The 23149-nt window shown below is 56.6% G+C and carries 20 protein-coding genes; 7 read left to right on the top strand and 13 right to left on the bottom strand.

All coding sequences use genetic code 11. From position 1 onward, the window contains the following. Window positions 1–55: 55 nt before the first annotated feature. From glpX to glpF, 3 genes are all read right to left on the bottom strand, one after another. Window positions 56–1066: a class II fructose-bisphosphatase gene (gene glpX / locus JY391_RS21440; protein ID WP_042292574.1), complete on the bottom strand. Its 1011-nt coding sequence runs from the start codon at window positions 1064–1066 to the stop codon at window positions 56–58. A 191-nt stretch (window positions 1067–1257) separates the two neighbouring features. Beyond that, window positions 1258–2766 (bottom strand): glycerol kinase GlpK, encoded by a 1509-nt coding sequence (gene glpK, locus JY391_RS21435; protein ID WP_042292577.1) that lies wholly within the window; start codon window positions 2764–2766, stop codon window positions 1258–1260. 21 nt (window positions 2767–2787) lie between these two features. Further along, window positions 2788–3633, bottom strand: a complete 846-nt coding sequence (gene glpF, locus JY391_RS21430) for a glycerol uptake facilitator protein GlpF (RefSeq protein WP_042292580.1) — start codon at window positions 3631–3633, stop codon at window positions 2788–2790. Window positions 3634–4032: 399 nt separating this feature from the next. Between glpF and zapB the strand changes: the two genes are divergently transcribed. Then, entirely contained in the window at window positions 4033–4278 is a 246-nt protein-coding gene (gene zapB / locus JY391_RS21425; RefSeq protein WP_148365448.1) for a septal ring assembly protein ZapB, read from the top strand. Between the two features lie 167 nt (window positions 4279–4445). Here zapB and rraA read toward each other — a convergent pair whose 3' ends face one another. From rraA to priA, 7 genes are all read right to left on the bottom strand, one after another. Beyond that, a complete protein-coding gene (gene rraA / locus JY391_RS21420; RefSeq protein WP_181822225.1) occupies window positions 4446–4931 on the bottom strand; it encodes a ribonuclease E activity regulator RraA in 486 nt (161 codons plus the stop codon). 92 nt (window positions 4932–5023) lie between these two features. After that, window positions 5024–5950, bottom strand: coding sequence for a 1,4-dihydroxy-2-naphthoate polyprenyltransferase (gene menA, locus JY391_RS21415; RefSeq protein ID WP_042292589.1), 927 nt, complete (start codon window positions 5948–5950; stop codon window positions 5024–5026). A 66-nt stretch (window positions 5951–6016) separates the two neighbouring features. Next, complete coding sequence (gene hslU, locus JY391_RS21410; protein ID WP_042292592.1) at window positions 6017–7348, bottom strand: ATP-dependent protease ATPase subunit HslU; 1332 nt, start codon at window positions 7346–7348, stop codon at window positions 6017–6019. Window positions 7349–7357: 9 nt separating this feature from the next. Then, window positions 7358–7888 carry an ATP-dependent protease subunit HslV gene (gene hslV / locus JY391_RS21405; protein WP_042292596.1) on the bottom strand — a complete coding sequence of 177 codons (531 nt, stop codon included), beginning with the start codon at window positions 7886–7888 and terminating at the stop codon, window positions 7358–7360. A 91-nt stretch (window positions 7889–7979) separates the two neighbouring features. Beyond that, complete coding sequence (gene ftsN, locus JY391_RS21400) at window positions 7980–8930, bottom strand: cell division protein FtsN (protein WP_211934994.1); 951 nt, start codon at window positions 8928–8930, stop codon at window positions 7980–7982. An 86-nt stretch (window positions 8931–9016) separates the two neighbouring features. Further along, window positions 9017–10042: a DNA-binding transcriptional regulator CytR gene (gene cytR, locus JY391_RS21395; protein ID WP_060571005.1), complete on the bottom strand. Its 1026-nt coding sequence runs from the start codon at window positions 10040–10042 to the stop codon at window positions 9017–9019. A gap of 156 nt (window positions 10043–10198) precedes the next feature. Then, window positions 10199–12397 carry a primosomal protein N' gene (gene priA, locus JY391_RS21390; protein WP_211934993.1) on the bottom strand — a complete coding sequence of 733 codons (2199 nt, stop codon included), beginning with the start codon at window positions 12395–12397 and terminating at the stop codon, window positions 10199–10201. A gap of 257 nt (window positions 12398–12654) precedes the next feature. Between priA and rpmE the strand changes: the two genes are divergently transcribed. Further along, entirely contained in the window at window positions 12655–12867 is a 213-nt protein-coding gene (gene rpmE / locus JY391_RS21385; protein WP_012907796.1) for a 50S ribosomal protein L31, read from the top strand. Between the two features lie 54 nt (window positions 12868–12921). Here the strand turns inward: rpmE and metJ are convergent, their stop codons facing one another. Beyond that, window positions 12922–13239: a met regulon transcriptional regulator MetJ gene (gene metJ, locus JY391_RS21380; RefSeq protein WP_012907792.1), complete on the bottom strand. Its 318-nt coding sequence runs from the start codon at window positions 13237–13239 to the stop codon at window positions 12922–12924. A gap of 275 nt (window positions 13240–13514) precedes the next feature. On the opposite strand from metJ, the gene metB reads away from it, so the two are divergent. Together metB and metL are read left to right on the top strand one after the other, a co-directional pair. Next, the gene (gene metB / locus JY391_RS21375; protein ID WP_211934992.1) at window positions 13515–14675 is read left to right on the top strand and encodes a cystathionine gamma-synthase; all 1161 of its coding nucleotides are present in this window, start codon (window positions 13515–13517) and stop codon (window positions 14673–14675) included. Window positions 14676–14677: 2 nt separating this feature from the next. Next, window positions 14678–17110: a bifunctional aspartate kinase/homoserine dehydrogenase II gene (gene metL, locus JY391_RS21370; protein ID WP_042292609.1), complete on the top strand. Its 2433-nt coding sequence runs from the start codon at window positions 14678–14680 to the stop codon at window positions 17108–17110. A 110-nt stretch (window positions 17111–17220) separates the two neighbouring features. Here metL and JY391_RS21365 read toward each other — a convergent pair whose 3' ends face one another. Next, a complete protein-coding gene (locus JY391_RS21365; protein WP_042292612.1) occupies window positions 17221–17592 on the bottom strand; it encodes a carboxymuconolactone decarboxylase family protein in 372 nt (123 codons plus the stop codon). 90 nt (window positions 17593–17682) lie between these two features. On the opposite strand from JY391_RS21365, the gene JY391_RS21360 reads away from it, so the two are divergent. From JY391_RS21360 to katG, 3 genes are all read left to right on the top strand, one after another. Then, complete coding sequence (locus JY391_RS21360) at window positions 17683–18570, top strand: LysR family transcriptional regulator (protein ID WP_042292614.1); 888 nt, start codon at window positions 17683–17685, stop codon at window positions 18568–18570. Window positions 18571–18747: 177 nt separating this feature from the next. Continuing rightward, the gene (gene metF, locus JY391_RS21355; protein WP_211934991.1) at window positions 18748–19638 is read left to right on the top strand and encodes a methylenetetrahydrofolate reductase; all 891 of its coding nucleotides are present in this window, start codon (window positions 18748–18750) and stop codon (window positions 19636–19638) included. A 165-nt stretch (window positions 19639–19803) separates the two neighbouring features. After that, the gene (gene katG / locus JY391_RS21350; RefSeq protein WP_042292618.1) at window positions 19804–21984 is read left to right on the top strand and encodes a catalase/peroxidase HPI; all 2181 of its coding nucleotides are present in this window, start codon (window positions 19804–19806) and stop codon (window positions 21982–21984) included. 49 nt (window positions 21985–22033) lie between these two features. Here katG and gldA read toward each other — a convergent pair whose 3' ends face one another. Beyond that, on the bottom strand, window positions 22034–23137 hold the full coding sequence (gldA, locus tag JY391_RS21345; RefSeq protein ID WP_042292621.1) for a bifunctional L-1,2-propanediol dehydrogenase/glycerol dehydrogenase: 1104 nt from the start codon (window positions 23135–23137) through the stop codon (window positions 22034–22036). Window positions 23138–23149: the final 12 nt, after the last annotated feature.

Here is a 23149-nt window from a genome sequence, read left to right as displayed (position 1 = left end):
TTGGCTGCAAGATTTCCAGCCCGGATGGGCTGGAAGGCTCGAACGAACAAATCAATTACAGGATATGCGCCTGCACGTCCGGGTCTTTGCGATCCAGATAGTGAATGGACTGAATACGGCGGATGGTGCGGGACTTTCCGCGAATCAACAGCGTTTCGGTGGTGGCGATGTTGCCTTTGCGGCTAATCCCTTCCAGCAGATCGCCTTTGGTGATGCCGGTGGCGGAGAAAATCACGTTGTCGCTACGCGCCATTTCGTCCAGACGCAGGACTTTTCCCGCGTCGATCCCCATCGCTTTACAGCGTGCCAGCTCTTGTTCGCCAATGCGGCGGTTATCTTCGCTGTCGCCTTTGACGTCATGACGCGCCAGCAGACGACCCTGCATGTCGCCATCCAGCGCACGGATCACCGCCGCGGAGACCACGCCTTCCGGCGCGCCGCCAATGCCGTACAGCACGTCGACTTCGCTGTCAGGCATACAGGTCAGAATGGAGGCTGCTACGTCGCCGTCAGGAATGGCGAATACGCGCACGCCGAGGGTTTGCATCTGCGCAATCACATTATCGTGACGCGGCTTCGCCAGAATGGTTACCGTTAAATCACACAGCGGCTTGCCAAGCGCGGCGGCGATGTTGCGCAGGTTGTCCGCCAGCGGCAGATTCAGGTCGATAGCGCCTTTCGCGCCCGGTCCGACGATGAGCTTTTCCATATACATATCCGGCGCGTTCAGGAAGCTCCCCTTATCGCCGACTGCCAGCACCGCCAGCGCGTTGGCCTGGCCCATCGCCGTCATACGCGTGCCTTCGATTGGATCGACAGCGATATCCACCGCATCGCCGTGGCCGGTTCCTACGTTTTCGCCGATGTAGAGCATTGGCGCTTCATCGATCTCGCCTTCACCAATCACGATGGTGCCGTCAATATTGACCTGATTAAGCATAATGCGCATCGCGTTTACCGCCGCGCCGTCTGCGGTGTTTTTGTCACCGCGTCCCAACCATTTGTAGCCAGCCAGCGCCGCCGCTTCGGTTACGCGGGAAAATTCGATGGCAAGTTCTCGTCTCATAGCAAACTCGTAGCAGAAAGGAATGGCGCGCAGTGTAGCACAGGGGAAGGGGCCTGATTATTGATGTGTGTGCGGGGTTGCCCCCGCATAAAGATTTTTCCGGATGGCGACGCTAACGTGTCCCATCCAGCCGGGATCCTGCTTGTCGTGGTAGGCCGGATAAGGCGAAGCCTCGATCCGGCATTCCACAATCACTCGTCGTGTTCTTCCCAGGCCAGCGCGCGTTTCACCGCTTTTTTCCAGCCGCTGTAACGGTAGTTACGCTCGGTAGTTTCAATGCCAGGGCGGAATTCACGCTCAATGACCGCTTTTTCCTGTAGCTCATCGAGGTTCTGCCAGTAGCCAACCGCCAGACCCGCAAGGTACGCCGCCCCCAGCGCGGTGACTTCGCGCACTTCCGGGCGCTCGACGCGTGTACCGAGAATGTCCGACTGGAACTGCATCAGGAAGTTATTAGCGACCGCGCCGCCGTCAACACGCAGAGCGTGTAGACGAATACCGGAGTCTGCCTGCATTGCCTCCAGCACATCACGGGTCTGATAAGCGATCGATTCCAGCGTCGCGCGGATGATGTGGTTGGAATTCACCCCACGGGTCAGGCCGAAGATCGCGCCACGGGCATACGGGTCCCAGTAGGGTGCGCCGAGGCCAGTAAACGCCGGCACCACATACACGCCGTTAGTGTCCTTCACTTTGGTGGCAAAATATTCAGAGTCGAAGGCGTCGCTGATCAACTTCATTTCATCACGCAGCCACTGGATAGACGCACCGGCCATAAACACCGCACCTTCCAGCGCGTAGTTCACTTCGCCGGTCGGGCCACAGGCGATGGTGGTCAAAAGCCCGTTTTCGGACTTAACTGCTTTCTCGCCGGTGTTCATCAGCATAAAGCAGCCGGTGCCGTAGGTATTCTTCGCCATCCCTTCTTTAACGCACAGTTGGCCGAACAGTGCCGCCTGCTGGTCACCGGCGATACCGGCGATAGGAATGCGCGTGCCGCCTTTACCGCCGATATTGGTCTGGCCGTACACTTCAGAAGAACGGCGCACTTCCGGCAGCATCGCGCGCGGAATATCCAGCGCATCCAGCATCTTGTCGTCCCAGTCCAGGGTGTGGATGTTGAACAGCATGGTGCGCGAGGCGTTGGTGTAATCCGTCACGTGTACGCGTCCCTGGGTCATTTTCCAGATAAGCCAGGTGTCCACTGTACCGAACAACAATTCGCCCCGACGCGCGCGCTCGCGTGAGCCTTCAACGTGGTCGAGGATCCACTTCACTTTGGTGCCGGAGAAGTAAGGGTCAATCACCAGACCGGTGGTGCTACGGACATACTCTTCCATGCCGTCGCGTTTTAAGTGCTCGCAAATGTCGGCGGTACGACGACACTGCCAGACGATGGCGTTATAGATCGGCTTGCCGGTCTCACGCTCCCAGACAATGGTGGTCTCACGCTGGTTGGTGATACCGATCGCTGCAATTTGATCGGAACTGATGTCTGCTTTCGCCAGGACTTCCACCAGCGTAGAGCTTTGCGTCGCCCAGATTTCCATCGGGTCGTGCTCTACCCAGCCTGCTTTCGGGTAGATCTGCTCAAATTCGCGTTGGGAAACGCTCACGATATTCGCATCGTGATCCATCACAACGGCGCGGGAGCTGGTGGTGCCCTGGTCGAGCGCAACGATATACTTTTTGTCAGTCATAATTTTTGTCCCGTAGTCACATTACAGCGAAGCTTTTTGTTGTGTAGCGGCCGTGGTTTCCTTCTCTTCCACGACACAGGTATCGCACGGCAAATGGCGGCCAATCAGCTTGCGATAGGCAAACGCGCCCAGAATAGCGCCAACGATGGGGCCGAACAGCGGCACCAGGAAGTAAGGAATATCTTTGCCGCCGGTGAAGGCCACGTTACCCCAACCGGCCAGCCAGGCGAACGCTTTCGGACCGATATCACGCGCCGGGTTCATTGCAAAGCCGGTCAGTGGCCCCATTGATGCGCCGATAACCGCAATCAGCAAGCCAATCAGCAGCGGCGCCAGCGGGCCGCGAGGAACACCGTTACCGTCGTCGGTCAGCGCCAGGATAAGCCCCATCAGAATAGCGGTAATCACCATTTCAACCGCGAAGGCCTGCACAAAATTGATATGTGGATTGGGATATGTCGAGAAAGTGCCAGCCAGATCAACACTTTCAACGCTGCCGCGTACGATGTGGTGCGTCAGCTCATAGTCCGCGAAAAGATTGTAATAAAGCCCGTAAACTAACGCCGCTGCGCAAAACGCGCCGGCAAACTGAGAAATAATAAAAGGAACAACTTTACGCTTGTCGAAACAAGCAAACAGCCATAACGCAATGGTGACTGCCGGATTCAGGTGCGCGCCAGACACGCCTGCGGTCAGGTAGATAGCCATCGCTACCCCCAGCCCCCAGATGACGCTGATTTCCCACTGTCCAAAAGACGCTCCGGCGACTTTTAGCGCAGCGACACACCCCACACCGAAGAAAATCAACAACCCGGTACCGAGGAATTCAGCAATGCACTGGCCTTTTAAGGTTGATGTTTGACTCATAATCGGATCCTGAAGAGATTAGTGTTTATTGTAAGCGAGGAGGTCACTGACGTCCGCGATGCCCTGTAGGCATACTGTTAATTTATCGTTAACGAGCAAAAACGAGAAATATCGAAATTAAAATGTGTGTGCTCCGTCAATAAAATGAGCGTTATCGCGCCATAAAGCGCGTTTTGCAATACATAAGAACTGTGAGCTGAATCATTTCTTTAACCAATGTGTTAACACTTTGGAGTTATAGGGCGAATGTCACCAGGAGAAGGATGAAAAGTGTGGCTAACCGCAATCTGCGCGGGATGCTGCTGGACAGGGGCGGCGGGGCTTCATACAATCGGGCACTATAGATTATGCGATATTGTGCGCGTATGCGTGAAGCGTCGCCTTGCAATTCAGGAGAGTATGACCATGTCTTTAGAAGTGTTTGAGAAACTGGAAGCAAAAGTACAGCAGGCGATTGATACCATCACTTTGCTGCAGATGGAAATCGAAGAGCTGAAAGAAAAGAATAACTCGCTGGCGCAGGAAGTGCAGTCTGCACAGCACAGCCGTGAAGAGCTGGAGCGCGAGAACCATTCTCTGAAAGAGCAGCAGAGCGGCTGGCAGGATCGGTTGCAGGCTCTTTTAGGCCGTATGGAAGAAGTCTAATTACGCTTTATCTTTCGCGTAATCATCGTGGTGATTTTGGAGATTTTGTAGGTCGGATAAGGCGCTCGCGCCGCCATCCGGCACAATAACCTCAATGGCGCGCTACGCTTATCAGGCTTACAGATTACGTCACGTATAAAAAAGGCACCTTGTGGTGCCTTTTTTGATTACTCAATATCGAGCGGGTCTTCGGAAAGGATGATGCCGGTATTGTCGGCGTAGAGGTGGTCACCGGAGAAGAACGTCACGCCGCCGAAGTTGACGCGGACATCACTTTCGCCAATCCCTTCTCCTGCCGCGCCGACCGGAATCGCGGCAATCGCCTGGATACCGATATCCAGTTCTTCCAGGTCGTCTACCTGACGCACCGCGCCGTAGATCACCAGACCTTCCCATTCATTCTGTGCCGCCAGGCGCGCCAGTTCGGCGTCGACCAGCGCACGACGGACAGAACCGCCGCCGTCGACCAGCAGAACGCGACCACGGCCATTTTGTTCGAGCAGATCGTACAGCAACCCGTTGTCCTCGAAACATTTCACCGTGACGATTTGTCCGCCAAACGACGACCGTCCTCCAAAGTTAGAGAACAGCGGTTCCACGACGTTGACATCTTCTTGATAGATGTCACAAAGCTCGGAAGTATCGTATTTCATAGGCTTAACGTTCAGTTGCTGCGAGAATTTTTAGTATATCGCGCTAAGTGCACTGTTGGCAAAATCATCAATTGTTAATTGATATTTGTCAGTTATCTGCCCCACTGACTTAAGATAATCCCTACAATAAACAGCAGGTTAGTCAGCAATGCCGCTTTTACGGTGCGTTCCAGCATGGGACGCATGGCCGCCGGGTCCATCTGGCGCATGACGTAACGCGACTGTTTTACCAGCAGCGGCGCGGCCAGCAGGAACAGCCAGCCCCACGGACTTTGCAGGGAAAGCAGATTGAACAGCGCCAGGCAGACCAGCGTTCCCATCAACAGACAGGCGTGATAACGGCGGGCGTTTACCGCGCCTAAGCGGACCACCAGCGTGTTTTTGCCGTTCTCGCGGTCGCTGTTGATATCACGCAGGTTATTGATGTTCAATACCGCCGTTGCCAGCAGGCCGCAGGCGGTCGCTGGCAAAATCAACGCCGGGATCAAGGTGTGCGCCTGCAGGTACCAGCTTCCCATCACGCTGAGCCAGCCGAAGAAAACCAGCACGGAAATATCACCCAGACCAATATAACCATACGGACGATTACCCACGGTGTAAGTGATGGCGGCGATAATCGACAGCCCGCCGAGCACGAGGAAACCGACAAAATCAGTCAGGGTATGACAAGCCACAGCCACCAACGCCAGCCCTGACAGGCAAATGAGCGCCACGGTGATAATCAACGCGCGTTTCATCTCCTGCTGGGTAATCACCCCTTTTTGCATTCCGCGCAGCGGCCCGATGCGGTCCGGCTTGTCGCTGCCTTTTACCGCGTCGCCATAGTCATTGGCAAGATTCGACAGGATTTGCAGCAGCCCGGCGGTAATTAACGCCAGCAGGGCCACCAGCGGATCGAAATATCCCTGCCACCACGCCAGCGTGGTGCCGACGATAATGGCCGCGAAGGCCAGCGGCAGGGTTTTGGGTCGTAAACTTTCCAGCCAGGCCTGAGTGCGGCTGATGTGTTGTTCAGTCATAGTTAGCGCCAATAAAAATGGGGCCTTTCAGCCCCATCAACAGTGATGAAAATGCATTGAACGCGATTATAAGATAAAACGGCTCAGATCTTCATCTGCGACCAGCGCATCCAGATGTTTGCTCACATAATCCGCATCAATTGTTATGCTTTGGCCATTCAAATCGCTCGCATCGTAGGAAATATCTTCCATCAGACGCTCCAGAACGGTGTGCAAACGACGGGCGCCGATGTTCTCAGTGGTTTCGTTCACCTGCCATGCGGCTTCGGCAATGCGCTTGATACCGGAATCGGTAAACTCAATGTTCACGCCTTCGGTCGCCATCAGCGCTTTGTACTGAACGGTAACGGAAGCGTTCGGTTCGGTCAGAATGCGTTCGAAGTCGCTGGTGGTCAGCGCCTGAAGCTCAACGCGAATCGGCAGACGACCCTGCAGTTCCGGGATCAGGTCAGACGGTTTCGCCACCTGGAATGCGCCAGACGCGATAAACAGAATGTGATCGGTTTTGACCATACCGTGTTTGGTGGAGACGGTGCAGCCTTCCACCAGCGGCAGCAGGTCACGCTGTACGCCTTCACGGGAGACGTCCGGACCAGACGATTCGCCGCGCTTACAAATTTTGTCGATCTCGTCGATAAACACGATCCCGTGCTGCTCCACGGCGTCGATGGCATCCTGCTTAAGCTCTTCCGGATTCACCAGCTTGGCCGCTTCTTCTTCGATCAACAGCTTCATCGCGTCTTTGATTTTCAGCTTACGCGGTTTCTGTTTCTGTCCGCCGAGGTTCTGGAACATTGACTGCAGCTGGCTGGTCATCTCTTCCATTCCCGGCGGCGCCATGATTTCAACGCCCATTGGCGCTGCGGCAAGGTCGATCTCGATTTCTTTATCGTCGAGTTGGCCTTCACGCAGTTTTTTACGGAATGCCTGGCGCGCCGCAGACGGCTCGGCCTGCTGTTCCGCCTGGCCCCAGTTATTTTTTGCCGGCGGTATCAGCACGTCGAGAATGCGCTCTTCCGCCATCTCTTCCGCGCGGTAGCGGTTTTTTTCGATCGCCTGTACGCGCACCATTTTGACGGCGGCGTCGGTGAGATCGCGAATAATGGAGTCGACTTCTTTACCAACGTAGCCGACTTCGGTGAATTTGGTCGCTTCAACTTTGATGAACGGCGCGTTGGCCAGTTTCGCCAGACGACGGGCGATCTCGGTTTTACCGACGCCGGTCGGGCCAATCATCAGGATATTTTTAGGCGTCACTTCATGGCGCAGCTCTTCGTCGAGCTGCATACGGCGCCAGCGGTTACGCAGCGCAATCGCCACGGAGCGCTTGGCGTTATCCTGACCGATGATGTGCTTGTTCAGTTCGCTGACGATTTCGCGTGGGGTCATTTCAGACATGGGAGATCCTTACGCTTTAGAGGTCAATTCTTCGATGGTGTGGAAGTGGTTGGTATAAATGCAGATATCGCCTGCAATATCCAACGCTTTTTCAGCAATGTCGCGAGCGCCGAGCTCGGTGTTTTCCAGCAGAGCGCGCGCCGCGGCCTGGGCGTAGGGACCGCCGGAGCCGATGGCAATCAGATCGTTTTCAGGCTGCACGACGTCGCCATTACCGGTGATGATGAGCGACGCGGTTTCATCGGCAACCGCCAGCAGCGCTTCGAGCTTGCGCAGCATGCGATCGGTACGCCAGTCTTTTGCCAGCTCAACGGCGGCTTTGACCAGGTGACCCTGATGCATTTCCAGCTTGCGCTCAAACAGTTCGAACAGCGTGAATGCGTCCGCGGTGCCGCCCGCAAAGCCCGCAATGACTTTGTCATTGTACAGACGGCGCACTTTCTTCACGTTGCCTTTCATTACGGTATTACCCAGCGTGGCCTGGCCATCGCCGGCGATAACCACATGGCCGTTACGGCGTACGCTTACTATTGTTGTCACGAGCAGACCCCTTGGTTACAAATGCAGAATACAAGCCCCGCACGGTGTACGGGGCATAATGCAACTATAGATGGGGGGGATTTTGGGGGTTTCAACCCCCGGCGGCGAGTCGAATGCAGTTTGTGTGGCCAGCCATCTTCAGACGGCTCAGGGTGCTGTCGGCATTTTCTTTGCCTTTCACCGGCCCGATAACCACGCGATTCCAGCCGTTGTTGGTGGTGATTTTGGAGTCAAAGCCTTCGAAAGCCAACTGGGCGCGCACGGTTTCCGCCTGTTCAGCGCCTTTAAAGGAACCGCATTGCACCATCCAGCGACGCTCGTCTTTTTTCTCAGCGGCAGGCTTAGGCGCATCTGGCGCACGGGAAATCGGCGCGGCCTGCTGCGTTTTAGGCTGCGAAGCGGTGGTATGCGCCGGTGTCTGCAACAGATCCTGATACGGCTGCTGGGACGCCGTTTGCTTCGGCTGCGAGGTTTGCTTCGGCGGCTGTTGTACCGGCGCTGACTGAGCCATACGCGTTTGCGGCTGTGTCTGGGTTCGCGGCTGCTGTACCGGCTGCGTGTACTGCTGCTCAACCTGACGTTGCAGCGTTTGCTGACGCTGTTCCGGCGTCTGCTCGTTCCACGGTACTTCGTTGAGCTGCGTAGGCTGCTGGCGCATATCTGCCTGCATCTGCGCCAGTAACTGTCGCTGTTCGTTGGTCAGTTGATCCGGTTTCATCACTTCACCGCCTGCGGACGGTTCCGTTGGCGCACGTACGCCAGGCTGGCGGCTTTCCAGCTCCTTGATGTAGCGCCAGCGCTCTTCCGGCTTCGGCGGCAGCCCGTTGCCCGTCACTTTCTGGCTCTGCAACGTTTCTGATTCTTCTTTTTTGTGATGCGTGATGAAGTACAGACCACCGATAAAGGCCACAAGGACGGCGGCGGCAATGGCGACCATTGCGGGCGATACCGCAGACGTGTTGCGTTGCTTTTTCCGTGAGGTGCTCTTTTTGCGCCGCGAAGGTGCCGGTTGGCCGCGACGTACATAATCTCGTTGTGCCACTATCGTTTCGCTGTATTTATTCGTTCGTCAGCCCGCCATGTTACTTAAGCGGCGGGCCTTTGACCAGACGCGGGTGTCTGAAAGGTTTACGTTAAGGCGCGAGTGGAGCCCCTGAGGATCAGTTCGCAGTCCATTAAACGCGAGCCGCTGCTCACATTTTGCCCCTGCATCTGATCGAGCAACAGCAGCATTGCTTCGCAGCCGATTTGGAAACGCGGCTGTGCGACCGTCGTCAGCGGCGGATCGCAAAATTCTGACAGGGCGATATTGTCGAAGCCAATGATCGACAGATCGTTTGGCACTTTCATTCCCTGGCGTTTGGCCCAGGAGAGCGCGCCTAACGCCATCACATCGCTATGGCAGAATACCGCCGTCGGCGGCTGCGGCAGCGCCATCAGCTGTTTTAACGCATTGCCCCCCGCTTCGTAAGTGAAGTCGCCACGGGCGATATAGTGCGGGTCGACGGTAATGCCGCAGCGGCGCAACGCCTGCACATAACCCTGCAGGCGATAATGGCACAGCGGCATCTCTTCCGGCCCGGCAATACACCCGATGCGCTGATGCCCCAGCTCATGTAAATAATTCACGGCATCAAAGGCGGCGGTCAGGTTATCGATATGTACCGTAGGAAGCTCCAGCTCTGGGGCAAATTCGTTTGCCATCACCATCGGCGGCAGATTGCGCTGTTCTTCAATACTGGCGTCAAACGGCAGGCGCGAACCGAGCAGCAGCATCCCGTCGATTTGCTTGGTGATGATGAGGTTAACGAACGTTTTTTCCTGCTGGTTCTGATGCGCGCAGTCGCCAATGAGCACCAGATAGCCATGACTTGCGGCGGTGATCTCAATGCCCCGGATGATCTCGCTAAAGAAGGGATCGCAAATATCCGGCACAATCACCAGGATCGTCCGTGATTCATTTCGTTTAACGTTGCGTCCCGCCGCCTGCGGTAAATAGCCCACTTCCATTGCGGCCTGTTCGACCCGGTTTCGGGTGGACTGGGAGACTTTTTCCGGGTTCATCAGCGCGCGGGACACGGTTGCCGTTGAGACTTTCGCCTTCTCGGCAACATCTTTCATTGTAGCGGCAACAACCTGCTTCTTCGGTTTCACTCTTTCTCCTCGCCAGGGTAATCCGGCGCAGCACTATCCCTGTTGAAATCACATCGAAAACATTTTTATCAGATAGCGAATGGAAACGGTTACAGAATTTTCATAAAAAGTGTGATGGGTGTTGAATTTTACGATCCGCCTCGCATCGTGAAGGCGTTATCCCTCGATCGGATCGACATCCAGCACCCATTTCACCTTGCGCGCGTCCGGCAGCGTGTTGATGAGCGCAAGGGTGCCGCTGACAATATGCTGCAGGCGAACCCGTGAAGGATGCTGCAATAAAATCTGCCAGCGATAGCGTCCGCCGCGCTTTGGCGCCAGCGCAGGAACCGGGCCTAGCACCCACAGTTTCTCGTCTGCCAGGGGGCTGGCCTGAATCAGATTGCGCAACTGCTGTAAAAACAGCGGGGCCACCTGGTTGTTATGGTCTTCCGCCCGCACGATGACGTGGCTGGTCCACGGCGGCAATTGCATCGCCTGACGTTCCGCCAACGCTTGCTCGGCAAACGCGTCATAGCCCTTATGCAGCAGCGTCTGGAGCAGCGGATGTTCCGGATGATGGGTTTGCAACACCACTTCACCCTGTTTGCCTGCGCGCCCTGCGCGTCCGGACACCTGGGTATACAGTTGGGCAAACCGTTCAGCGGATCGGAAGTCTGCGGAAAACAGCGCGCCGTCTACGTCGAGCAAGGCGACCAGCGTGACGTCCGGGAAGTGATGGCCTTTTGCCAGCATTTGCGTACCAATCAGGATCCGCGCGCCGCCGCGATGCACTTCCGCCAGATGCTGCTCCAGCGCGCCTTTGCGACTGGTTGTGTCGCGGTCGATACGGGAAATCGGCACCCCGGGGAAGAAGGGCGCCAGCGCCTGTTCAAGCTGCTCGGTGCCTAAACCGACCGGCACCATGTGTGTAGAGCCGCAGGTTGGGCACTGGCGCGGCACAGGGCGCTGGCTGTCGCAGTGATGGCAGCGCAGGTGATGCTGGGCCTGATGGAGGGTGTAGTAGTGATCGCAGCGCGGGCATTCGGCAATCCAGCCGCAGTCATGACATAGCAGCGCGGGTGCGAAACCCCGACGATTGAGGAACAGGATCACCTGGTTGTCTGCCTGCAAATGCTGGCGCATCCGGGCGATCAGCGCTGGCGCTAACCCGGCCTGTATCTGCTGGCCCTTTAAATCCAGCACATGCTGCGTGGCGGGACGGGCATTTCCCGCACGCCGCGTCAGACGCAGCAGACGGTATTTTTTCTGCCGAACGTTACACAGCGTTTCCAGCGCGGGCGTAGCGGAACCGAGGATAATCGGAATGTGTTCGCTATGGGCGCGATAGACGGCCAGATCGCGCGCATGATAGCGCCAGCCTTCTTGCTGTTTATAGGAACTGTCGTGTTCCTCATCAATCACGATGACGCCCAGGTTTTTGAACGGCGTAAATAAAGAAGAGCGCGTACCGATTACAATCGCCGCCTCGCCGTTTTTCGCTTTCAGCCAGGCGGAAAGGCGTTCACTGTCGTTAAGACCGGAATGCAGCACTTCCACCGGCGCGTTGAAGCGTTCGCGAAAGCGGGCGATGGTCTGCGGCGTCAGGCCAATTTCCGGCACCATCACCAGCGCCTGCTTTCCCTGGGCGAGGACGTTTTCCAGCACGCTCAGGTAGACTTCTGTTTTACCGGAGCCGGTGACGCCTGCCAGCAGCCAGGCGGAGAAACTGTCTGAGGCGCTATGAATTGCGCCTACGGCGGTGGCCTGTTCTGTGTTCAGACGCAAACGATCGCCGCAAACCGCGTAACCGGCGCGCCAGTCGCTAAAGCCCGGTGTTTCGCTTGCCAGTTCGCACAGACCTTTTTTACGTAGCGCCTGTAGCGCGGTGTCGTTAAATTCGAGGTCCGCCACCTGGTCGCGCCAGATTTTACCCTGCCGCAGCGCCGCCAGCGCTTGTTGCTGTTTGGGTGAACGCTTTAAGCTGTTGAGGTCGACCGCCTGACCGTCTTCGGTGGCGAACCAGTACCACATTGGCGCATTGGTTGCCGGTTTCCCCTGGCGCAGCAGAATGGGTAGGGCATGAAACAGCACATCGCCGATAGGATGATGATAGTAATCCGCCGCCCACATTAGCAGCCGCCAGACGGACGGCGAGAAAACCGGTTCGCCGTCCAGCACCTCAACCACCGCTTTGAGCTCATTCAGCGGCAGTTCGCTCTTGTCGCTGACCGACACGACGATCCCGACACGCTCCTGCTGCTTGCCAAACGGAACGCGCACGCGACACCCGGCTTTGACGACCATGCCTTCCGGCAGAAGGTAGTCAAAGGTGCGGGGAAGCGGAACGGGTAAGGCAACGTGCGCAACGGGCATGACATCATCCTGACTTGAAATCTGGCGGGTTAGTATACACATTAGTTGCGGTGGACAAGTGAATCAGTTTGCATGAGCTGGCTAATTTCTGTATGATTCGCCGCCTTTGATGCAAATTGATCGCGTCAAAAATTGACCATTACCCGAGAATTTCGCGCTGCTGGTGTAGAGTGGAAGGCGACGGGAAATAATTAACATCGCGTGGTGTCTGGCGTTAGGGCTGGAAGAGCGACGCGGCCTTAAACTGAGGTTTCCCCATGAAAAAAGATATTCACCCGAAATACGAAGAAATTACTGCTACCTGTTCTTGCGGTAACGTCATGAAAATCCGCTCTACCGTTGGTCACGATCTGAACCTGGACGTGTGCGGTAAATGCCACCCGTTCTACACGGGCAAACAGCGTGACGTTGCAACCGGTGGCCGTGTTGACCGCTTCAACAAGCGTTTCAGCATCCCGGGCAGCAAATAAGATTCTGCTGTCAAAGAAAAAAGCGCCGAAAGGCGCTTTTTTTGTCTCTGTAAATCAGTATTCCCACGTCTCCGGATCGATACCCAGTTCACGCATGATTTCTTTTGCCGCTTCCGGGATCTCGTCGCTGCGCTCTTTTCGCAAATCTTCATCGTTCGGAAGAGGTTGTCCGGTAAAGGCGTGCAAAAACGCTTCGCACAGCAGCTCGCTGTTGGTGGCGTGACGCAGGTTGTTCACCTGACGACGCGTACGTTCATCGGTGAGGATTTTTAACACCTTCAGAGGAATGGAAACCGTAATTTTCTTAACTTGTTCACTCTTCTTACCGTGCTCAGCGTATGGGCTGATATATTCGCCGCTCCATTCAGCCATGAGATACCTTAATCCTCTTTGTCATTAATATGGGGCCAGACCACACGCGGTGTGGCTATCAGCCGGAATTCCGCATAGTTTACCGTACAGGCGATCCCATGACACGGGTAAAGCGCCTGTAGTTGTGCGCTAATGCATATAATTTTAACGGCTATTTGCAGTTTGCTCAATCTATACGCAAAGAAGTTTAGATGTCCAGATGTATTGACGTCTATTGTCACAATGTTTACTCTGAAGCCTGACTTTTCACCGACTCAGCTCAGGAACACCCTAACATGACGCGTAAACAGGCCACTATCGCAGTGCGTAGCGGGTTAAATGACGACGAACAGTACGGTTGTGTCGTCCCGCCGATTCATCTTTCCAGCACCTACAATTTCACCGGTTTTAATGAACCTCGCGCTCATGACTATTCTCGCCGCGGCAACCCGACGCGCGATGTGGTTCAGCGTGCGCTGGCGGAACTGGAAGGCGGTGCGGGCGCGGTGTTGACCAATACCGGCATGTCGGCGATCCATCTGGTCACGACGGTATTCCTGAAGCCTGGCGACCTGCTGGTGGCGCCGCACGACTGCTATGGCGGCAGCTATCGCCTGTTTGACAGTCTGGCGAAGCGGGGGTGCTATCGCGTCCTGTTTGTCGACCAGGGCAACGAGCAAGCGCTACGGGCCGCGCTGGCGGAAAAACCGAAGCTGGTACTGGTAGAAAGTCCGAGCAATCCGCTGTTACGCGTGGTGGATATTGCGAAGATCTGCCAGTTGGCGCGGGACGCCGGGGCGGTGAGCGTCGTCGATAACACGTTTTTAAGCCCGGCGTTGCAAAATCCGCTGGCATTGGGCGCCGATCTGGTGTTGCATTCATGCACGAAATATCTGAATGGTCACTCTGACGTGGTGGCGGGCGTGGTGATTGCGAAAGATCCAGATACCGTTACTGAACTGGCATGGTGGGCGAATAATATCGGCGTCACCGGTAGCGCCTTTGACAGCTATTTGCTGCTGCGCGGGCTGCGCACGCTGTCGCCGCGCATGGAAGTGGCGCAGCGTAACGCGCAGGCGATTGTCGCTTATCTGCAAACCCAGCCGCTGGTGAAAAAACTGTATCATCCATCACTGCCGGAAAATCAGGGCCATGAAATTGCCGCGCGCCAGCAAAAAGGCTTTGGCGCGATGTTGAGTTTTGAACTGGATGGCGATGAGCAGACGCTGCGTCGTTTCCTCGGCGGGCTGTCGTTGTTTACGCTGGCGGAATCCTTAGGGGGAGTGGAAAGTTTGATCTCTCACGCCGCGACGATGACCCATGCAGGCATGGCGCCCGAGGCGCGCGCTGCCGCCGGGATCTCCGAGACGCTGCTGCGTATCTCCACCGGTATTGAAGATGGCGAAGATTTAATTGCCGACCTGGAAAATGGCTTCCGGGCTGCAAACAAGGGGTAAACATGAGTGTGATTGCGCAGGCAGGGGCGAAGGGTCGCCAACTGCATAAATTTGGTGGCAGTAGTCTGGCTGACGTGAAGTGTTATCTGCGCGTGGCGGGCATTATGGCGGAATACTCACAGCCTGACGATATGATGGTGGTTTCCGCCGCAGGCAGCACCACCAACCAGTTGATTAGCTGGCTGAAACTCAGTCAGACCGATCGCCTCTCTGCGCATCAGGTGCAACAAACCCTTCGTCGCTATCAGTGCGATCTGATCAGCGGTCTGCTGCCTGCCGATGTGGCGGACAGTTTGATCAGTCTGTTCATCAGCGACCTGGAACGTCTGGCGGCGCTGCTGGACAGCGGCGTCACCGATGCGGTCTACGCGGAAGTGGTCGGCCACGGCGAAGTCTGGTCCGCGCGGCTGATGTCCGCGGTGCTCAATCAGCAGGGAATGGAATCCGCCTGGCTGGATGCGCGCGAATTTCTCCGCGCCGAGCGCGCCGCGCAGCCGCAGGTCGACGAAGGTTTATCTTATCCGTTGTTGCAACAGTTGCTGGTGCAGCATCCGGGCAAACGTCTGGTGGTCACGGGTTTTATCAGCCGCAGCAATGCGGGTGAAACGGTACTGCTGGGGCGCAACGGTTCTGACTACTCGGCGACGCAGATAGGCGCGCTGGCGGGCGTTTCCCGGGTCACCATCTGGAGCGACGTCGCCGGGGTTTACAGCGCCGATCCGCGCAAGGTGAAAGATGCCTGCCTGCTGCCCCTGTTGCGTCTGGATGAAGCCAGCGAGCTGGCGCGTCTGGCCGCGCCGGTGCTGCATGCGCGCACGCTGCAGCCCGTTTCCGGCAGCGATATCGATCTGCAATTACGCTGTAGCTACACGCCGGATCAGGGGTCCACGCGCATTGAACGTGTGCTGGCCTCCGGGACAGGCGCGCGTATCGTTACCAGTCATGATGATGTGTGCCTGATTGAGTTTCAGGTGCCCGCGAGCCAGGACTTTAAGCTGGCGTATAAGGATATCGACCAGATCCTGAAACGCGCGCAGGTGCGTCCGCTGGCGGTGGGCGTCCATCACGATCGTCAACTGCTTCAGTTCTGTTACACCTCTGAAGTCGCCGACAGCGCGCTGAGGATCCTTGACGAGGCGGGCTTACCGGGAGAACTGCGCCTGCGGCAGGGGCTTGCGCTGGTGGCAATGGTCGGCGCGGGGGTCACCCGCAACCCGCTGCACTGCCACCGTTTTTGGCAGCAACTAAAAGGTCAGCCGGTCGAGTTCACCTGGCAATCGGAAGAGGGCATCAGCCTGGTCGCGGTGTTACGTACAGGCCCAACCGAAAGCCTGATTCAGGGCTTACATCAGTCTCTTTTCCGCGCCGAAAAGCGTATCGGTCTGGTGCTGTTTGGTAAGGGCAATATTGGCTCCCGTTGGCTGGAACTGTTTGCCCGCGAGCAGAGCACGTTGTCGGCGCGTACCGGGTTTGAATTTGTGCTGGCGGGCGTGGTGGACAGTCGCCGCAGCCTGCTGAACTACGAAGGACTGGATGCCAGCCGTGCGCTGGCGTTCTTTGGCGACGAAGCCGTTGAACAGGATGAAGAGTCGCTGTTTTTATGGATGCGCGCGCACCCGTACGATGATCTGGTGGTGCTGGACGTGACGGCGAGCGAGCAACTGGCGGATCAATATCTCGACTTTGCCAGCCACGGTTTTCACGTTATCAGCGCCAATAAACTGGCCGGGGCGAGCAACAGTGACAAGTACCGGCAAATTCACGACGCGTTTGATAAAACGGGTCGCCACTGGCTGTATAACGCCACCGTGGGGGCCGGATTGCCGATCAACCATACCGTGCGCGATCTCATCGACAGTGGCGATACCATTTTGTCGATCAGTGGGATCTTCTCCGGTACGCTCTCGTGGCTGTTCCTGCAGTTTGACGGCACCGTGCCGTTCACCGAACTGGTGGATCAGGCCTGGCAGCAGGGGCTGACCGAGCCGGACCCGCGTGTGGATCTGTCCGGTAAAGACGTGATGCGTAAGCTGGTGATTCTGGCACGTGAAGCAGGTTACGATATCGAGCCGGATCAGGTGCGCGTCGAGTCGTTGGTACCCGCGCATTGCGAAGAGGGCTCCATCGACCATTTCTTTGAAAACGGCGATGAGCTGAACGAGCAGATGGTTCAGCGTCTGGAGGCCGCCCGCGAGATGGGGCTGGTGCTGCGCTACGTGGCGCGTTTTGACGCTAACGGTAAAGCGCGCGTTGGCGTCGAAGCCGTGCGCCCGGAGCATCCGCTGGCGGCGCTGCTGCCGTGTGATAACGTGTTTGCCATCGAAAGCCGCTGGTATCGCGACAACCCGCTGGTGATCCGCGGGCCGGGCGCGGGACGCGACGTGACCGCCGGGGCGATTCAGTCGGACATCAACCGCCTGGCGCAACTGTTATAACCTGTGTTGCAGGCCGGAGGGCGGTTTCGCCTTATCCGGCTGCATCAGCGTTGTCATCGGGCGCGATACCGGCTGGCGATTTATGTAATTTTCCTGTGGTCGACGCTATTTTATTGTCGGGCAAAAACTTCTTTTGCGGCGAACAGCCCGTTTAGCGCAGCCGGAAATCCGGCGTAGACCGCCATCTGCATCATGACTTCAATGATTTCCGCCTGCGTGAGTCCGACATGTAAGGCGGCTTCGATATGCACTTTTAGCTGCGGCGCGGCGTTGCCCATGGCGGTTAATGCCGCGACCGTGGCGATTTCCCGACTGCGTAAATCCAGCTCTGAGCGGGAATAAATATCGCCAAACGGAAATTCAATCAGATAGCGGGCGAAGTCCGGCGCGATATCCCGCAAACTGTCGATAACCGCATCGCCGCCTTTACCGTCTACCTGTTGCAGCATCTGCCGGCCCTTTATAAAACGCTCGGAATACATGGTCTTTTTCTCCTGGTGCACAGTATGTGGCGTGAGGATAGGCTGTCCGAAAAAATATCGATAATACTGTTTTCGTGATACCTTTTTGGTATGACACCACCGCTGATACATGCTCTGGATATCCGTCTGCTGCGCTACTTTGCCGTGGTAGCAGAAGAGAACAACATGAGCCGTGCGGCGCAGCGATTGTTTATGTCGCAGCCCCCACTGAGTCGCCATATTCGCCAGCTTGAAGAACGGCTGGGGGTAACGCTTTTTGTTCGTCATACCAAAGGGTTAACGTTGACAGAAGAAGGGCGGCGGGTGCTTGAAATCGTCGGTCCTCTGCTGGAGATGCAGGAAAAAACCTACGCGATGCTGCAACGGGTCGCACAACGCGGTGATCGCGCGCTACGACTGGGATTAAGCACCGCATTCGAACAAGGCGTGTTTGCACCGCTGGAAACGCAGTTGCGCACGCGCGTGCAGCGACTGCATATCGTACGCCACGGATCGCCAGAACTTGCGCGCCTGGTGCGTCGGGGCAAGCTGGATGCCGCGCTGGTGGCGCTACCGCTGGAGACCGCCGGGCTCGCTGTTACGCCAGTAGACTGGCAGGAGCCGCTGATAGCCGCACTGCCCGCCAGCTGGCCGGAAGCGGAAACCGCCTCACTTTCCCTGAAGGGGCTGAATCACCGACCGTTATTCTGGTTTAAGCGTGAGCGCAATCCGGCGTTCTTTGACTACACGCGGAAAATTTTTCATCGCGCTGGCTATTTCCCCGCCTGTATAGAAGAACCGCTGGAGCACGATGTGCTGCTCGCCCGCATCGCCCACGGCGATGGTCTGAGCTTACTTCCCGCGTCGTTCGCCGCTATTCAGCGCCGGGGCGTAGTTTTCCGCCCGCTATGCAACGGTGAACTGACGCTTCAGGCTGGCCTGGCGACGCTGCCAGAGGACGTTGCGCGGTGGCAGTGGCTAGCGTCAGTCCGGTTCTGATACCGGGGTATCCCTGGCGTCATGAATTATTTTCATCTTCCCTGAGTTTTCCTCACCTTTTACGCTGATTTTTAGGTTGACGGCATCGCACTTTTCCGTCATTTTTACATCTGGACGTCTAAACGGATAGATGTTCACAACACAACATATAATGACACGCGATTGATGAGGTAAGGTATGAGCTTTTTTCACGCCAACCAGCGGGAAGCCCTGAATCAGAGCCTGGCGGAAGTCCAGGGTCAGATTAACGTTTCGTTCGAGTTTTTCCCGCCGCGCACCAGTGAAATGGAGCAAACCCTGTGGAATTCTATCGATCGCCTGAGCAGCCTGAAGCCGAAGTTTGTGTCGGTAACGTACGGAGCCAATTCCGGTGAACGCGACCGTACGCACAGCATCATTAAAGGCATTAAAGATCGTACCGGGCTGGAAGCCGCGCCGCATCTGACCTGCATCGACGCGACCCGCGATGAACTGCGTACCATCGCCCGTGACTACTGGAATAACGGCATTCGCCATATCGTTGCCCTGCGCGGCGACCTGCCTCCGGGCAGCGGCAAGCCGGATATGTACGCAACTGACCTGGTCAGCCTGCTGAAAGAAGTGGCGGATTTTGATATCTCCGTGGCGGCCTATCCGGAAGTGCATCCGGAAGCGAAAAGCGCTCAGGCAGATCTGTTGAACCTGAAGCGTAAAGTGGATGCTGGCGCCAACCGCGCGATTACCCAGTTCTTCTTTGACGTCGAAAGCTACCTGCGTTTTCGCGATCGCTGCGTTTCGGCAGACATTGATGTGGAAATTATCCCTGGCATCCTGCCGGTCTCTAACTTTAAACAGGCGAAGAAGTTCGCGGATATGACCAATGTGCGTATTCCGGCATGGATGTCACAAATGTTTAACGGTCTTGATGACGATGCGGAAACACGGAAGCTGGTCGGCGCCAATATTGCTATGGATATGGTTAAGATTCTCAGCCGTGAAGGGGTAAAAGATTTTCATTTCTATACACTTAACCGCGCGGAGATGAGTTACGCAATCTGCCACACACTGGGCGTCAGACCTGCCCTGTAAATACCCCGGCCCTCCCTGGAGGGCTTTTTTACGCCTCGTTTTGATCCACATCTTGTTAACGTAAAATATAAAAGGTATCGACTATCGAATCTGTGGATTATATCGACTATATCTAAGCTCCTGTGGTGTATATCGTAACGGTAACATTGAAAAGGGAGCTGAGATATGAGCACGTCTGACGATACCCATAACACCTTATCCACCGGAAAATGCCCGTTCCATAAGGGCGGTCACGACCAGAGCGCTGGCGCAGGAACCACCAGCCGCGACTGGTGGCCTAACCAACTTCGCGTGGACCTTCTGAATCAACATTCAAATCGTTCCAACCCGCTGGGTGAGGACTTTGACTACCGCAAAGAATTCAGCAAATTAGATTACTCCGCCCTTAAAGGCGATCTCAAAGCGTTGCTGACCGAATCGCAACCGTGGTGGCCTGCCGACTGGGGCAGCTATGCCGGTCTGTTTATTCGTATGGCCTGGCATGGCGCGGGCACTTACCGTTCGATTGACGGACGAGGCGGCGCAGGTCGCGGCCAACAGCGCTTCGCCCCGCTGAACTCCTGGCCTGACAACGTCAGCCTCGACAAAGCACGTCGTCTGCTGTGGCCAATCAAACAAAAATACGGGCAAAAAATTTCCTGGGCGGATCTGTTTATTCTGGCGGGCAACGTGGCGCTGGAAAACTCGGGCTTCCGCACCTTTGGCTTCGGCGCAGGACGTGAAGACGTCTGGGAACCGGATCTCGATGTGAACTGGGGCGATGAGAAAGCCTGGTTGACTCACCGCCACCCGGAAGCGCTGGCGAAAGCGCCGCTGGGCGCTACTGAGATGGGGCTGATCTACGTGAACCCGGAAGGTCCGGATCACAGCGGTGAACCATTGTCTGCGGCGGCGGCTATTCGCGCCACCTTTGGCAACATGGGGATGAATGACGAAGAAACCGTCGCGCTGATCGGCGGCGGACATACGCTTGGGAAAACCCACGGCGCGGCAGCTGCCTCTCACGTTGGGCCGGATCCGGAAGCGGCGCCGATTGAAGCCCAGGGCTTAGGCTGGGCAAGCTCTTTTGGCAGCGGTTCAGGCGCGGATGCGATTACCTCCGGTCTGGAAGTTGTGTGGACGCAAACCCCAACCCAGTGGAGCAATTACTTCTTCGAGAACCTGTTTAAATACGAGTGGGTGCAAACGCGCAGCCCGGCAGGGGCGATCCAGTTTGAAGCGGTGGATGCTCCGGAAATCATTCCGGATCCGTTTGATCCGTCGAAGAAACGTAAGCCGACGATGCTGGTGACCGATCTGACGCTGCGTTTTGATCCGGAATTCGAAAAGATTTCCCGTCGCTTCCTCAACGATCCGCAGGCCTTTAACGAAGCCTTCGCCCGCGCGTGGTTCAAATTAACGCACAGGGATATGGGGCCGAAAGCGCGCTATATCGGTCCGGAAGTACCGAAAGAAGATCTGATCTGGCAGGATCCTCTGCCACAGCCGGTTTATCATCCAACCGAAGAAGACATCATTAACCTGAAGGCGGCGATTGCATCTTCCGGGCTGTCTGTCAGCGAACTGGTTTCTGTTGCCTGGGCGTCGGCGTCCACCTTCCGCGGCGGTGACAAACGCGGCGGCGCCAACGGTGCGCGTCTGGCTTTAGCGCCGCAGCGCGACTGGGATGTTAACGCCACGGCGGCGCGCGTATTGCCGGTGCTGGAAGAGATTCAAAAGTCGACGGGTAAAGCCTCTCTGGCCGATATCATCGTGCTGGCCGGGGTGGTGGGCATTGAGAAGGCGGCGAGTGATGCTGGCGTGAGCATTGGCGTACCGTTTACGCCAGGCCGGGTGGATGCCCGTCAGGATCAGACGGATATCGAGACCTTTGAACTGCTTGAGCCGATTGCTGACGGTTTCCGTAACTACCGTGCGCGTCTGGATGTCTCCACTACCGAGTCACTGTTGATTGATAAAGCACAACAGCTGACCCTGACCGCGCCGGAGATGACGGCCCTGGTCGGCGGGATGCGCGTGCTCGGCACAAACTTCGACGGCAGCCAGAACGGCGTCTTCACTGACCGTGTCGGCGTACTCAGCAACGATTTCTTCGTGAATCTGCTGGATATGCGCTACGAATGGAAAGCGACCGATGAGTCTGGCGAACTGTTTGAAGGGCGCGATCGTCTGAGCGGCGAAGTGAAGTACACCGCAACCCGCGCTGACCTGGTGTTTGGTTCTAACTCCGTGCTGCGTGCGCTGGCTGAAGTGTATGCCTGCAACGACGCTCGCGAGAAGTTCGTGAAGGACTTTGTCGCGGCATGGGTGAAAGTGATGAATCTCGACCGTTTCGACCTGCTGTAAATGTAAGCCTGGATGCCGGATGGCGTTAGCGCCATCCGGCAAACTCAACTTATTCCCACTCTTGCAGGTAGCGCTGACCGTATTGATCGGCCACCAGCAGGGCGGCATACACTTCGTCCGGCGTCGCACCGCCAGGCATGTTATGGATCGTTTCTCCTTCCGCACAGGCGGCTTCTGCCACAGTGCGCATTTTCGCCGGAATATCCTGTTTAATATCCAGTTGCGCCAGTGTGATTGGTAGACCGACGGAGTGACACAGCGCGGCGACGGTTTCAATTTCTTCTACCGGGGCATTTTCCAGCACCAACTGCGTCAACGTACCAAACGCCACTTTTTCACCATGATAGTAGTGATGCGCATCAGGAATCGCCGTCAGGCCGTTATGGATCGCGTGGGCTGCCGCCAGACCTCCACTTTCAAAACCCACGCCGCTCAGGTAGGTGTTCGCTTCGATTACGCGCTCAAGAGCGGGCGTCACAACGTGCTGCTCGGCGGCCAGCATCGCTTTTTCGCCTTCTTCCAGCAGCGTGTTGTAGCACAGCTCAGCCAGCGCCAGCGCGGCCTGGGTGCATTTCCCTCCCGCCATGGTAACCGCGCCGCTACGTGAACAAGCGCGCGCTTCAAACCAGGTTGCCAGCGCATCGCCAATACCTGCGGCTAACAAACGCGCCGGGGCGCCAGCGACAATTTTAGTGTCGACGATCACCATGTGCGGGTTATGCGGCAGCATCAGATAACGGTCGAATTCTCCGGCGTCGGTGTAGATAACGGAAAGGGCGCTGCATGGCGCATCGGTGGAGGCAATCGTCGGCGCGATAGCGACCGGCACGTTCATAAAGTGTGCAAGCGCTTTTGCGGTATCAAGCGTTTTACCCCCGCCGATGCCGAGCACTGCCGCACATTGCGCTTTTTCAGCCACGTCGCGCAGTCGGTCAATCTCGTTCTGGGAACATTCGCCGCCAAACGGTGCGATTTCCAGCGTCAGTCCGGCGTCCTGGATGCTTTTTTCCAGCGCGCTCTGGGCGAAACCCAGAACAAATTTGTCGCCGACAACCAGCCAGCGTTCTGCCAGCGGCTTGAGGTAGTCGCCAAGACGTGTGATGACATCTGCTCCCTGGATGTATTTACCAGGTGATTGAATAATGCGATCCATACGTTATCCCCT

Source organism: Citrobacter sedlakii, assembly GCF_018128425.1.
GTDB classification, from domain to species: Bacteria; Pseudomonadota; Gammaproteobacteria; order Enterobacterales; family Enterobacteriaceae; genus Citrobacter_A; species Citrobacter_A sedlakii.
Note: the sequence above shows the minus strand (reverse complement) of the source record. Positions and strands in the feature narration are given on the sequence as shown.

What these genes read in the sequence shown, in the direction of transcription:
- glpX (WP_042292574.1), bottom strand. Translation starts at nt 1,066, where the DNA reads ATGAGACGAGAACTTGCCATCGAATTTTCCCGCGTAACCGAAGCGGCG.
- glpK (WP_042292577.1), bottom strand. Translation starts at nt 2,766, where the DNA reads ATGACTGACAAAAAGTATATCGTTGCGCTCGACCAGGGCACCACCAGC.
- glpF (WP_042292580.1), bottom strand. Translation starts at nt 3,633, where the DNA reads ATGAGTCAAACATCAACCTTAAAAGGCCAGTGCATTGCTGAATTCCTC.
- zapB (WP_148365448.1), top strand. Translation starts at nt 4,033, where the DNA reads ATGACCATGTCTTTAGAAGTGTTTGAGAAACTGGAAGCAAAAGTACAG.
- rraA (WP_181822225.1), bottom strand. Translation starts at nt 4,931, where the DNA reads ATGAAATACGATACTTCCGAGCTTTGTGACATCTATCAAGAAGATGTC.
- menA (WP_042292589.1), bottom strand. Translation starts at nt 5,950, where the DNA reads ATGACTGAACAACACATCAGCCGCACTCAGGCCTGGCTGGAAAGTTTA.
- hslU (WP_042292592.1), bottom strand. Translation starts at nt 7,348, where the DNA reads ATGTCTGAAATGACCCCACGCGAAATCGTCAGCGAACTGAACAAGCAC.
- priA (WP_211934993.1), bottom strand. Translation starts at nt 12,397, where the DNA reads ATGCCCGTTGCGCACGTTGCCTTACCCGTTCCGCTTCCCCGCACCTTT.
- rpmE (WP_012907796.1), top strand. Translation starts at nt 12,655, where the DNA reads ATGAAAAAAGATATTCACCCGAAATACGAAGAAATTACTGCTACCTGT.
- metJ (WP_012907792.1), bottom strand. Translation starts at nt 13,239, where the DNA reads ATGGCTGAATGGAGCGGCGAATATATCAGCCCATACGCTGAGCACGGT.
- metB (WP_211934992.1), top strand. Translation starts at nt 13,515, where the DNA reads ATGACGCGTAAACAGGCCACTATCGCAGTGCGTAGCGGGTTAAATGAC.
- metL (WP_042292609.1), top strand. Translation starts at nt 14,678, where the DNA reads ATGAGTGTGATTGCGCAGGCAGGGGCGAAGGGTCGCCAACTGCATAAA.
- JY391_RS21365 (WP_042292612.1), bottom strand. Translation starts at nt 17,592, where the DNA reads ATGTATTCCGAGCGTTTTATAAAGGGCCGGCAGATGCTGCAACAGGTA.
- JY391_RS21360 (WP_042292614.1), top strand. Translation starts at nt 17,683, where the DNA reads ATGACACCACCGCTGATACATGCTCTGGATATCCGTCTGCTGCGCTAC.
- metF (WP_211934991.1), top strand. Translation starts at nt 18,748, where the DNA reads ATGAGCTTTTTTCACGCCAACCAGCGGGAAGCCCTGAATCAGAGCCTG.
- katG (WP_042292618.1), top strand. Translation starts at nt 19,804, where the DNA reads ATGAGCACGTCTGACGATACCCATAACACCTTATCCACCGGAAAATGC.
- gldA (WP_042292621.1), bottom strand. Translation starts at nt 23,137, where the DNA reads ATGGATCGCATTATTCAATCACCTGGTAAATACATCCAGGGAGCAGAT.